The sequence below is a fragment of the Streptomyces sp. SudanB52_2052 genome, from assembly GCF_964272415.1.
GTDB classification, from domain to species: Bacteria; Actinomycetota; Actinomycetes; order Streptomycetales; family Streptomycetaceae; genus Streptomyces; species Streptomyces olindensis.
Genome location: NZ_OZ186796.1, coordinates 830,494 through 842,583 on the forward strand (window position 1 = coordinate 830,494; position 12,090 = coordinate 842,583).

The 12,090-nt window shown below is 69.6% G+C and carries 10 protein-coding genes; 1 reads left to right on the plus strand and 9 read right to left on the minus strand.

The genetic code is table 11. From position 1 onward, the window contains the following. Positions 1 to 24: 24 nt before the first annotated feature. The 6 genes from ACSUPV_RS03850 to betA form a co-directional block, all read right to left on the minus strand. Positions 25 to 1,011 (minus strand): ABC transporter substrate-binding protein, encoded by a 987-nt coding sequence (locus ACSUPV_RS03850; protein WP_037764639.1) that lies wholly within the window; start codon positions 1,009 to 1,011, stop codon positions 25 to 27. 13 nt (positions 1,012 to 1,024) lie between these two features. Further along, positions 1,025 to 3,025 carry an ABC transporter permease gene (locus ACSUPV_RS03855; protein WP_031120020.1) on the minus strand — a complete coding sequence of 667 codons (2,001 nt, stop codon included), beginning with the start codon at positions 3,023 to 3,025 and terminating at the stop codon, positions 1,025 to 1,027. Further along, on the minus strand, positions 3,025 to 4,110 hold the full coding sequence (locus ACSUPV_RS03860) for a quaternary amine ABC transporter ATP-binding protein (RefSeq protein WP_037764643.1): 1,086 nt from the start codon (positions 4,108 to 4,110) through the stop codon (positions 3,025 to 3,027). The genes ACSUPV_RS03855 and ACSUPV_RS03860 overlap by 1 nt, the downstream gene beginning before the upstream one ends. A gap of 20 nt (positions 4,111 to 4,130) precedes the next feature. Then, positions 4,131 to 5,600, minus strand: coding sequence for an aldehyde dehydrogenase family protein (locus ACSUPV_RS03865; protein ID WP_359787916.1), 1,470 nt, complete (start codon positions 5,598 to 5,600; stop codon positions 4,131 to 4,133). A 245-nt stretch (positions 5,601 to 5,845) separates the two neighbouring features. Further along, positions 5,846 to 6,682 carry a 5,10-methylenetetrahydrofolate reductase gene (locus ACSUPV_RS03870; RefSeq protein WP_436946913.1) on the minus strand — a complete coding sequence of 279 codons (837 nt, stop codon included), beginning with the start codon at positions 6,680 to 6,682 and terminating at the stop codon, positions 5,846 to 5,848. Between the two features lie 3 nt (positions 6,683 to 6,685). After that, on the minus strand, positions 6,686 to 8,356 hold the full coding sequence (betA, locus tag ACSUPV_RS03875; protein WP_031120027.1) for a choline dehydrogenase: 1,671 nt from the start codon (positions 8,354 to 8,356) through the stop codon (positions 6,686 to 6,688). A gap of 201 nt (positions 8,357 to 8,557) precedes the next feature. Here betA and ACSUPV_RS03880 point away from each other — a divergent pair, with 201 nt between their 5' ends. Next, entirely contained in the window at positions 8,558 to 9,304 is a 747-nt protein-coding gene (locus ACSUPV_RS03880; RefSeq protein ID WP_031120028.1) for an IclR family transcriptional regulator, read from the plus strand. Positions 9,305 to 9,316: 12 nt separating this feature from the next. Here ACSUPV_RS03880 and ACSUPV_RS03885 read toward each other — a convergent pair whose 3' ends face one another. The 3 genes from ACSUPV_RS03885 to ACSUPV_RS03895 are packed head-to-tail and all read right to left on the minus strand — an operon-like array spanning position 9,317 to position 12,022. Further along, positions 9,317 to 10,447, minus strand: coding sequence for an aromatic ring-hydroxylating oxygenase subunit alpha (locus ACSUPV_RS03885; protein ID WP_037764649.1), 1,131 nt, complete (start codon positions 10,445 to 10,447; stop codon positions 9,317 to 9,319). 52 nt (positions 10,448 to 10,499) lie between these two features. Further along, positions 10,500 to 11,663 (minus strand): NAD(P)/FAD-dependent oxidoreductase, encoded by a 1,164-nt coding sequence (locus tag ACSUPV_RS03890; RefSeq protein WP_359787909.1) that lies wholly within the window; start codon positions 11,661 to 11,663, stop codon positions 10,500 to 10,502. Further along, positions 11,660 to 12,022 carry a bifunctional 3-phenylpropionate/cinnamic acid dioxygenase ferredoxin subunit gene (locus tag ACSUPV_RS03895; RefSeq protein ID WP_031120031.1) on the minus strand — a complete coding sequence of 121 codons (363 nt, stop codon included), beginning with the start codon at positions 12,020 to 12,022 and terminating at the stop codon, positions 11,660 to 11,662. The genes ACSUPV_RS03890 and ACSUPV_RS03895 overlap by 4 nt, the downstream gene beginning before the upstream one ends. Positions 12,023 to 12,090: the final 68 nt, after the last annotated feature.

Consider the following 12,090-nt stretch of genomic DNA (forward strand, 5'->3'; position numbering starts at 1 on the left):
GCCCACCGGGCATCCGTGCAGGGCCTACTTGAGCCAGGCGTCCACCTTGGCGCGGTTGGCCTCGACCCACTTCTTCGCCGCCGCCTCGGGGGCCATCTTGTCGACCGCGATGTACTTCGCCACGACGTTCTGGTCGTCGTTGGTCCAGGTGAAGTTCTTCACCAGGTCATAGGCGGGGCTGCCCGACTTGGCGAACTTCGCACTGACGATCTTGTCGAGCTTGTACACGGGGTAGTCGCAGGCGACCTTCTCCGCGTCGGCGTCGCAGCCCTCCTTGTACTCGGGCAGCTTGACCTTCTTCAGCGGCACCTCGGACATGAACCACTGCGGCTCGTAGAAGTAGCCGATCACCCATTCCCTGTCCTTCTCCGCCTTGCGGAAGGCCTGGATGAGGGCGGTCTCGCTGCCCGCGTACACCACCTTGTAGTCGAGCTTCAGGTTCTTCACCAGGGCCTCGTCGTTGGTGACGAACGACGGGTCGCCGTCGAGGAGTTGGCCCTTGCCGCCGGACTCGGAGGTCTTGAACTCGGCCGCGTACTTGTTGAGGTTCTTCCAGTCGAGGATGTCCGGGTGCTCCTTGGCCAGCCACGGCGGCACGTACCAGCCGATGAGGCCTTCGTTGCCGGTCGGGCCGGCGTCGACGGCGGTCTTCTGGTCGGTGATGTACTTCTTCTTCAGGTCATCGTGACCCCAGTTCTCGACGACGGCGTCGACCTCGCCCGTGCCGAAGCCCTGCCAGGCGATCTCCTCCTTCAGGTCCTTCTGGGTGACCTTGCAACCGAGGTCGTGCTCCGCCACGTACGCGATGACCGCCGCGTTGGCCTCGTAGCCCACCCACGGGTTGACCGCGAGGTTGAAGGTGCCGCACTTGGCGGAGCCGCCCGAGCCGCCGGCCTCCGAGGAGCTGTCACCGACCTTCGCGCCGCCGCAGGCGGTGAGGGTGAGCCCGAGAACGGCCACGCCCGCTATGCCGGCCGCGCCGACTCTCCAGTGTCTTGCTTGCCTTGCCATGGTCAGTTGCTCCTTACGCGCTGGTACGCCGCGCCGCTGCCTGAGTGATCCGGTCGAACATGACTCCGAGAAGGACGATGGCGAGCCCTGCGGCCAGTCCCTTCCCGAACAGCTGCCCCTGTGAGAAGCCGGCCACGACGTCGTAGCCGAGGGCGCCCGCTCCTACCAGGCCGCCCACCACAACCATCGACAGCACGTAGATCAGGCCCTGGTTGGTCGCGAGAGTCAGGGCGCCGCGTGCCATCGGCAGTTGGACCTTGGTGATGATCTGCCAGGTGTTGCACCCGGCGGAGGTGGCCGCCTCCACGGTCGTCGCGGGGACGTTCCGCACCCCGTCCGCGATGATCTTCATGGCGACGGGGGCCGCGTAGACGACGGCGGCCACGATCGCCGTGAAGCGGGTCGCGCCGAACAGCGCGAGGAACGGTACGAGATAGACGAACGGCGGCATGACCTGTGCCGCGTCCAGGCTGGGCCGCAGCATCCGGTCCACGAGTGCGCTGCGTCCCATCCACACGCCGAAGACGATGCCGAGAAGCATCACGAGCACCGTGGCGACGAGGGTCGAGGCCAGCGTCGTCATGCCGTCCGACCACACGCCGGTGGCGACCAGCAGCCCCACGCACACCGTCGTGGTGAGACCGGCGCGCACCCCGCCGAGGACGACGCCGAGCGCGATCAGCACGGCGCCGACGAGCCACCACGGGGAGTCGGTGAGCAGGGACTGGAACGGGTTGAGCAGCCCGTTGGTGATGACGTCGCGGACGGCGTTGGTCAGGCCCGAGAGGTTGTCCTGCACCCAGGTCGTCGCGGTGTCGGCCGCGCTCGCGATGGTGCTGCCGGTCCCGCCCTCGCCCGGGAACTCCGCCGCCCACACGTAGGTGTGCGACATGTAGATCAGGACGGCCGTCGCCGCGGCGCCCGCGCCCAGCAGCGGCCGCCGCCACGCCAGGAAGCGGTTCTTCGATCGCCGGGCCGCCTCCTCGCGCGCGCTGGCCGCGGTCGTGACCCGGTCCAGCACGATCGCCATGACGACGATGGACAGTCCCGCGTTGAAGGCCGTGCCCACATCCAGCGACTGCAGCGCCTGTACGACGGTCTTGCCGAGGCCGGGCGCGTCGATGAGGGCCGCGATGGTCACCATGGCCAGGGCGGCCATGATGGTCTGGTTGACGCCCATCACCACGGTTCGCTTGGACATCGGCAGCAGGACCTTCAGCAGGGCCTGGCGTCGCGTCGCCCCCAGCGAGTCGGCCGCTTCCACCGTGGCCTCGGGCACGGAACGGATGGCGTGGGCGGTGATGCGGATCGCCGGCGGTGCCGCGTAGATCACCGTGGCGATGGTGGCGGAGGCTCCGCCGATGAGGAAGAACAGTGTCAGCGGGGCCAGGTAGACGAAGGTGGGCATCGTCTGCATGAAGTCCAGCACGGGCGTGATGATCCGGTTGAACCGGTCGGACAGCCCCGCGAACACGCCCAGCGGGAGGGCGAACAGCAGCGCCACGAAGACGGCCGAGAGGGTGAGCGCCAGGGTGTCCATGCTCTCCTGCCACAGCCCCTGGAGCCCCAGGAAGGTGAAGCCGGCCACCGCCAGCAGCGCGACGCGCCAGTTGCCCACGGCCCAGGACACATAGCCGGCGATGCCGACGACACCCAGCCACCCGATCTGCGGGGCGGGGCGGTCGGCGGAGGGCTGTGAGATCAGCTCCTGCACGAAGGTCACCAGGGTGTCGATGACCAGGCGGATCTCGTTGAAGAAGTACAGGAAGAGGGGGTTGGAGTTGCGGTTCGCGCCGATGGAGTCGTTGACGTCGTTGAACCACCGGTGCAGGTCGGTCAGGTCCGCCGCGGCCAGGGCGAGGGTCTGCTTCCCGCGCAGGACGGCGAAGAGCACCAGCCAGACGACCAGGATGGCGCCGACCACCATGGACCTGCTGACCTTGCGTGCCGCTTCGGCGGCGGGAGCGGGCTGCGCCGTCCGCGTCTCGTCGGGCTTCTCGACGGCGACGGTCATCACGCGCCGCCTTCCTGCCCGGCGACCACCGCGAGGATCTCCTCGTCGCCGACGATGCCGAGCAGCTTGCCGTTCTCGACGACCTTGACCGGCTTGTCGGCGGCCAGTACCGCCCGGGTGGCCTCCTTCACCACGACGTCCGGGCCCAGCTCGGGACCGTCCAGGGCGTCGCCGTCCTCCAGGGGCCGCATGATCCACCGCAGGGTCAGCACGTCGCCGCGCGGGACGTCCTTGACGAACTCGCGCACGTAGTCGTCCGCCGGGGCTCCCACCAGTTCGTCGCCGGTGCCGCACTGGACCATCGCGCCGTCGCGCATGATCAGGATGCGGTCGCCGAGTTTGAGGGCCTCGGACAGGTCGTGGGTGATGAACACCATCGTCTTGCCGACCTCGTGGTGCAGCCGGATGACCTCGTTCTGCATGTCCCGGCGGATCAGCGGGTCGAGCGCCGAGAACGGCTCGTCGAAGAAGAGCACGTCGGGATCACCGGCCAGCGCCCGGGCCAGGCCGACGCGCTGCTGCATGCCGCCGGAGAGCTGGTCGGGGTAGGAGTTCTCGTAGCCCGCGAGGCCGACCAGTTCGACGACCTCCTGGGCCCGCCTGACGCGCTCGGCCCTGCCGACGCCGCGGATCTCCAGCCCGAACGCCACGTTGTCGACGACGCGGCGGTGGGGCAGCAGACCGAAGTGCTGGAAGACCATGGAGAACTTCCGGCGTCTGAGGTCGCGCAGGCGCCTGTCGTCGGCCTGGCGGATGTCCTCGCCCTCGAAGACGATCTCACCGGCGGTGGGTTCGATCAGCCGGGTCAGGCAGCGCACCAGGGTGGACTTGCCGGAGCCGGACAGCCCCATGACGACGAAGACCTCGCCGGGCGAGACGTCGAAGTGGACGTCGCGCACGGCGGCGGTGCATCCGGTGCGGTCCATCAGCTCGCGGCGGGTCAGCCCGCACAGCTCCTCGGAATCCGGGACCTGGTCGGCCTTCGGTCCGAACACCTTCCACAGCCTGCGCACGGAGATGACCGGGGTGGAGCCCGAGTCCTGGGACGTGCCGCGCCGCTGCGGCACCTCGGTCTGTGTGGTCACGTTCGACCTTCTTTCGGCGTTCAGCCGCGGAACCAGTGCTGCGGCCGGGGTTGGATGTTCTGCCAGATGTGTTTGGGCTCGCGGTACTCGTTCAGGCCGGTCGGTCCCAGCTCCCGGCCCACGCCCGATTGCCCGAAGCCACCCCATTCCGCCTGCGGCACATAGGGGTGGTAGTCGTTGATCCAGACCGTTCCGTGACGCAGCCTCCGGGCGACCCGCTGGGCCTTGCCGGCGTCCTGCGTCCACACGGCTCCGGCGAGTCCGTACGCGGTGTCGTTCGCGATGCGTACGGCGTCGTCCTCGTCCGTGAAGCGCTCCACGGTGAGCACGGGCCCGAAGGACTCCTCGTGCACCACGCGCATGTCCTGCCGGCACTCGTCGAGCACGGTCGGCAGGTAGTAGTGGCCGCCTGCCAGCGCCGGGTCGTCGGGCCGGGCGCCCCCGCAGCGCAGTACGGCGCCTTCGGCGAGCCCGGCCTCGACGTAGGCCTCGACCTTCCCCAGGTGCTGCGCGGAGATCAGCGCTCCGGTCTCGGCCGCGGGATCGAAGGGGCCGCCGAGCCGGATCCGCCGGGCCCGGCGCACCACCTCGTCGACGAAGCGGTCGTGCAGGGAGTCCTCGACGATCAGCCGGGCCCCGGCCGAGCAGACCTGTCCCGAGTTCAGGAAGACGGCCGTGAGCGCGAAGTCCACGGCCGTGGCGAAGTCGGCGTCGGCGAAGACGACGTTGGGGTTCTTGCCGCCCAGCTCCAGCGCCACCTTCTTCACGGTCGCGGCGGCGGTGGCCATGATCCGCCTGCCGGTCTCCAGACCCCCCGTGAAGGACACCATGTCGACGGCCGGGTCCTCGGACAGCGGCGCGCCCACCTCGGGCCCGGTGCCGAGGACGAGATTGGCGACGCCGGCCGGGAGCCCCGCCTCCTGAAGTGCCTTCATCAGCAGGATCGAGGTGGAGGGGGTGAGCTCGCTGGGCTTGAGGACGATCGTGTTGCCGGCGAGGAGCGCCGGGGCGACTTTCCAACTGGCCTGCAACAGCGGGTAGTTCCAGGGGGTGATGAGCCCGCACACGCCGACCGGCTCGTACACGACGCGGCTGACGGCGTCGTCGCGGCCGGTGTCGATCACACGGCCGGCGTCGGTGCCGCCGAGCCGGCCGTAGTAGCGGAGGCAGGAGACGACGTCGGCGATGTCGTACTCGCTCTCCACCAGCCGCTTACCGGTGTCGAGGGACTCGGCGCGGGCGAATTCCTTGGCGTCGCGTTCGAGGATGTCGGCGGTGCGCAGCAGCAGCGCGCCGCGCTCCCGCTCGGGGGTGCCCGGCCAGATCCCCGTGTCGAAGGCGCGCCGTGCGGCGGCGATCGCCGCCTCGGCGTCGGGGCGTGCGCCTTCCGAGACGGTCGCCGCGAGCGTCCCGTCGGCGGGACATCGGATCTCCCGGCGACCGCCGTCCACCGAATCCCGCCATTCGCCGTCCACATACAGGTCTGCCACGCGACGAGCCTTTCGATGGAATTCGTTGCGCATCGTGCACCCGATTGCTTGTGGTGGAACACAGTGTCGAATGGGAGTACCCACGTCAAGAGGGGACGGATGACGATTTCGCCATGCGCGTGGTGGACGGCAACCGCACGGTGGTCTTCCGCTGAACCGAGGTCACGAAGGCGTCGGGACCGGATTCCGGTCCCGACCTTTCGTATACGGCGCGAGTCGGTCTCCGTCTCCTGCCTTCTCCCGGTTCAGCCGCCCAGCCGGTCCAGCAGCGCACGGCGCCACCGCTCCGTTTCGGCGATCTGGTTGAACGTGAACAGGTGCAGGCCCGCCACGCCCGCCGAGGGTGCGGTGAGGGCCTCCTCGGCACGGGACAGCAGCCGCTCGGGGGCGTACCCGCCGGGAGCCGCGAAACGCACGAACCAGGAGGCGTGCTTCGTCAGGAAGCGCGTCGACTCCCCCACCCCGATCCTGGTGGCCATGGCCAGCAGCTTCGCCCGCTGCACGGGCCCGGCGACCCCCATGTACACGGGCAGGGTGATGTCACGGCGCCGGACGCGCACGAGCCATTCCCCGAGCACCCGTGGGTCGAAGCACAGGTTGCTCACGATGTAGGTGGCGTGCTCGCGCTTGTCCCACATGGCCTGGACGGTGACGTCGTCGTCGATGAGCGGATGGCTCTCCGGGTAGCCGGTGATCCCGACGCGGGCGAAGGGACTGCCCAGCTCGCTCAGCCTGCGCAGGACCGGGAGGGCGCCGCCGTAGGCCCCGGCGGGCGGGTCGCTGTCACCGGCGGGGACGAACACGTCGTCCACGCCCGCCTCCAGGAGCCGGCGAGTGACCTCCTTCAGGTGGAGGTCGTCCCGCAGCAGCCGGGCCGGCACGTGCGGGACGACCCGGTATCCCTGCGCGGCGAGCCTGGAGGCGAGGGTCAGGGTCGGTTCCAGGCCCTTGACCGGCGACGCCGTCACGGTGACGACGACGTCGCGCGGGACGTGGGCGAGGACCTTGCCCTCGGTGGCCTTCGCGGGCAGCACCTCGTAGCGGACGCTCTCCAGCAGCGCCCTCAGACCTGTCGCGCTCAACACCTACTCCGTCTGCTCCTGGACGTCACGATGGCGGTAGTACGCGGCCTTCGACGGCGCCGGCGGCTCCTTGCCGAGGATCAGGTCGGCGGCCTTCTCGGCGACCATCATCACCGGGGCGTAGATGTTGCCGTTGGTGACGTACGGCATCACCGACGCGTCGACGACGCGCAGGCCGTCCACGCCGTGCACCCGCATGCTGGTGGGATCGACGACGGACATCTCGTCGGTGCCCATCTTGCAGGTGCAGGACGGGTGCAGGGCGGTCTCGCCGTCCTTGGCGACCCAGGCGAGGATCTCCTCGTCGGTCTCCACCGACGGACCGGGTGAGATCTCCCCGTCGTTGTAGGGGGCGAGCGCGGGCTGGTTGAGGATCCTGCGCGCGACCCTGATCGCCTCGACCCACTCGCGGCGGTCCTGTTCGGTGGAGAGGTAGTTGAAGCGCAGCGCCGGGTGCTCGCGCGGGTCCCTGCTCTTGATCTTCACGGAGCCGATGGCGTCGGAGTACATGGGTCCGACGTGCACCTGGTAGCCGTGGCCGCCGGCGGGCACGGAGCCGTCGTAGCGGACCGCGATGGGCAGGAAGTGGAACATCAGGTTGGGGTAGTCCACGTCCTCGTTGCTGCGGGCGAAGCCGCCGGCCTCGAAGTGGTTGGTCGCGGCCGGGCCCTTCCTGAACAGCCACTGCAGACCGATGAAGGGGGCCCGCCACTTCGCCAGGTACGGCTGCATGGAGACGGGCTGCTTGCAGGCGTACTGGATGTACACCTCCAGGTGGTCCTGCAGGTTCTCGCCGACGCCCGGCAGGTCGTGGACGACGTCGATGCCGAGGGCGCGCAGCTCCCCGGCGTTGCCGACGCCGGACAGCTGGAGCAACTGCGGGGAGTTGATGGCGCCGCCGCACAGGATGACCTCCTTGGCGCGGACCTGCTGGAGGGCGCCCCGGCCGCGCTGGTACTCGACTCCGACCGCGCGCTTGCCCTCGAAGAGGACGCGGGTGACGAGACAGCGGGTCCTGACGGTGAGGTTGGGCCGCTTCATCGCGGGCTTGAGGTACGCCTTCGAGGCCGACAGCCGGCGTCCGCGATGGACATTCCGGTCGAACTTGGCGAAACCTTCCTGCCGGTAGCCGTTGACGTCGTCCGTGGGCGCGTAGCCCGCCTCCTCGGTGGCCTTGAGGAAGGCGTCGAAGAGGGGGTTGGACGCCGGGCCGCGTTCGAGGACGAGAGGGCCGTCGTGGCCACGGAACTCGTCGTCGGGGTCGGCCGCGAGGCAGTTCTCCATGCGCCGGAAGTACGGCAGGCAGTGCGCGTAGTCCCAGGTCTCCATGCCGGGGTCGGCCGCCCAGCGCTCGTAGTCCATGGGGTTGCCGCGCTGGAAGATCATGCCGTTGATGCTGCTGGAGCCGCCCAGCACCTTGCCGCGCGCATGGTAGACGCGCCGGCCGCCCATGTGGGGCTCGGGCTCGGACTCGTACTTCCAGTCGTAGAAACGGCTGCCGATCGGGTAGGTCAGCGCCGCGGGCATGTGGATGAAGACGTCCCACGGGTAGTCCGGCCGGCCCGCCTCCAGTACCAGTACCCGGTTGGCCGGGTCGGCGGAGAGCCGGTTCGCCAGCGCACTGCCGGCCGAACCGCCACCGACGATGACGAAGTCGTACTGCAGGGGAGCCATGGTGCCTCGTCTCGCTCGCGCCGTAGATGTGCGAGGCATGCTAGACCTGGTCCCGCTATGCGCACCAGGTTGCGAACAACGCAACTTGCCGAGCATCGTTTCGGCAGCGTTACTTGCAGGTGTGTTGTTTACTGCGCGTATAGTTTTACTGTGAGCAACTACAGCCCTGACACAGAAGCGTCGAATTCGCACGCCGGCGGCGTGCAGTCGGTGGACCGCGCCATCAGCGTTCTGGAGATCCTCGCTCAGCGTGGCGAGGCGGGGGTCAGCGAGGTGGCGGGCGAGATCGACGTCCACAAGTCCACCGCCTTCCGTCTGCTCGGCGCCCTGGAGGCGCGCGGTCTGGTGGAGCAGGCCGGCGAGCGCGGGAAGTACCGGCTCGGCTTCGGCATCGTGCGCCTGGCCGGCGCGGTCACGGGCCGTATCGACATCACCCAGCAGGGCCGTCCGGTCTGCGAGCGTCTCGCCGAGGAGATCGGCGAGACGGTCAACATCGCCGTCATGCAGGAGCACTACGCGATCAACCTGTACCAGGTGCGCGGCCCGGGCGCGGTCACCGCGCACAACTGGGTCGGCCAGCTGACCCCGCTGCACGCCACGTCCAGCGGCAAGATCCTGCTGGCCCACATGCCCGCGAAGGAGCGCGCCGCGCTGCTGGCCGCCGCCGGGATGAAGAAGGTCACCCCGCGGACCATCACCGCGAAGACGAAGCTGGAGAAGAACCTCACCGAGGCCCGCGAGCGCGGCTACGCGTGGACGCTGGAGGAGCTGGAGATCGGCCTGCACGCCATGGCCGCGCCGGTTCGCAACCGGGACGGCGAGGTCATCGCGGCGCTCAGCGCCTCCGGACCCGCGTACCGGTTCACCGAGGAGCGTCTGCACGAGCTGGCCCCGGTGCTGCTCAAGGGCGCCGAGGAGATCAGCCACCGGATGGGCTACCTGGGCTGAGTCCCGGCCGAGTCACCCCTGAGGGGTGCCCAGGCGCTCGTTCACCCAGTCGTGGAAGGCGCCGATGTGGTGCTCGCTGGGCACCAGCACGCCGCCCTTGGCGTACATCCGGGAGCCCATTCCGGGCTGTGTGCGTTCGCAGGCGTCGAAGTCCTGTTGATTGACCCGGTGGAACAGTTCCACGGACCGGCTGACGTCCTTGCCGCTCTCGACGACGTGCGGCAGGTACAGCCAGTCGCACTCGACGACCGTGCGGTCCACGGACACCGGATACATCCGGTGGAAGATCACGTGGTCGGGCACCAGATTGATGAACACCTGGGGCTTGACGGTGATCGCGTAGTAGCGGCGGTCCTGGTCCTCGGCGACGCCGGGAATGCGGTCCAGGCCCTCGGAGCCGTCGACGGTGAAGCCCTGGACCTCCTCGCCGAACTCGGCGCCGTGGCCGACGTAGTACTGGGCGGCGTAACCGTCCGCGAACTCCGGCAGCACCTCGGTGAGTTCGGGGTGGATCGTGGCGCAGTGGTAGCACTCCATGAAGTTCTCGATGATGAGCTTCCAGTTCGCCTTCACGTCGTAGACGATCCGCTTGCCGACGGAGAGGTCCTCGATGCCGTAGCGCTCGATCGACTCGACGTCGCCGAGGCGGGCGACGATCTCGCCGATGACCTCCTTCTCGAAGGAGGGCGGGTTCTCCGCGAGGCAGACCCAGACGTAGCCGAGCCATTCGCGCACGGCCACGCTCGCCAGGCCGTACTCGGTGCGGCCGATGTCGGGCATCTTGGTGAGGTTGGGCGCCGCGACGAGCTTGCCGTCCAGGCCGTACGTCCAGGCGTGGTACGGGCACTGGAAGGCCCGCTTGACCTCACCGGTCTCCTCGGTGCAGAGCTTGGCACCGCGGTGCCGGCACACGTTGAAGTACGCCCGGACGCTGTGGTCCCTCGCCCGGGTGACGAGGATGCTCTCGCGGCCCACGTCGACGGTGCGGAAGGCACCGGGCTTCGCCAGCTCGGAGGCACGCGCCACGCAGAACCACATGGTCTCGAATATGCGCTCCTGCTCCTGGGCGAAGATCCCCGGGTCCGTGTAGGAGGAGCCGGGGAGGGTGGCGATCAGACTGTCCGGCAGGCTGGTCGAGGTCACGTTGCACTCCTCGGAAGACGTCATGGAGGGGTCGTTCACGCGCCGAGAACAGTCAGGACGCGGCGGCGGCGAGTTGCTTGCGCCAGCGCATGAACAGCCGCGGCTGGTTCATGCCGAGCACGGCGACCGGGTCCCCGGCCCGCCGGTAGACGGCCAGGACATCGCGGTCGTCCGCGGTGCCCGCCTCGATGGTCACGCTGTCGGCGCCGGTCGCGTGACCGGCGAACTGGATCTTGACGCCGTACTGGTCGGACCAGAAGTACGGCGGCCGGGGCGCCCCCGGTTCCACCGCACCCCCCGCCAGCAGCGTGGCGACGGCTGCGTCGGGGCGCTCGCGCGCGCCCGTCCAGTGCTCGACGCGTCGGTGCCGGCCCGTGCGCGGGTCGTACCAGTTGGCACAGTCACCGACCGCGACCACGCCGGCCAGGGAGGTACGGCCGTCGGCGCCGCACTTGACGCCGTCGTCGAGAGCGATGCCGGAGCCTGCCAGCCACTCGACGTTGGGGCGGGCACCCACGCCGACCACCACGATGTCGGCGGGGACGCTGCGGCCGTCCTCCAGCAGGACGGCGTCGACACGCCGCTCCCCGCTCAGTCCCTTGACGCCCGCACCGCACTCCAGTCGTACGCCGTGGTCGGCGTGGAGGGCGGAGACGATGGCCCCCATGGCCTCGCCCAGCGGTCCGGCGAGCGGCGTCCGAGCGGCCTCGACGACGGTCACGTCCAGTCCGAGGGAGGACGCGGTGGAGGCGACCTCGGCTCCGATGAAGCCTCCGCCGATCACCACCAGGCGTCCACCGCGGAGCAGTTCGTCCCGCAGGGCGCGGGCGTCGTCCAGGGTGCGCAGCGTGTGCACGCCGGCCAGGCCCTCGGAGCCGGGGAGCGTGCGTGCCGCGGCACCCGTCGCGATGACGACCCCGTCGGCCTGCACCTCCCGCCCGTCACCCAGCCGGACGGCACGCCGCGCGTGGTCGAGTCCCGTGGCGCGGACGCCGAGCAGCCAATCCGCCCCGAGGTCCTCGTCGTCCGTCTCCAGCGCGAGTTCGGCTTCGCCCAGCGTGCCGACCAGGAACTCCTTGGACAGCGGGGGCCGGTCGTACGGGCGGTGGAGTTCGTCGCCGATGACGACGAGCCGGCCGTCGTAGCCCCGCTTGCGCAGGGAGCGCGCCGCCGACAGGCCGGCCAGCGAGGCGCCGACCACGGCGACCGTCCTCACGCGGGACCTCCGGCGAGCCGGGCCGCGATGCAGGGCGGCAGGTTGGGCGCGTCCGTGGACAGCCGGACGTAGATCATGCCGGCCTCGACGAAGACCTCGTGCGTCCGGACCGGAAGCTTGGCCGGCGGGGCGTCGACCGCACCGGTCCGCAGGTCGAACTTCGAAGCATGCAGCGGGCATTCCACCTCGCAGCCCTCCAGCCAGCCGTCGGCGAGCGACGCGTCCTGGTGGGTGCAGGTGTCGTCGATGGCGAAGAGTTCGCCGTCGTCGGTGTGGAACACCGAGACCGGCGGATCGATGTCGAGCCGGTGGGCCTCGCCCCGGGGGAGATCCTCGAGACGGCACGCGGGAATCATCATGACACCTCGGTGCGTATAACGAAACGGATTGCGGTAAGCGCAACATCAGTCTGGGGTTGCCCAGAACC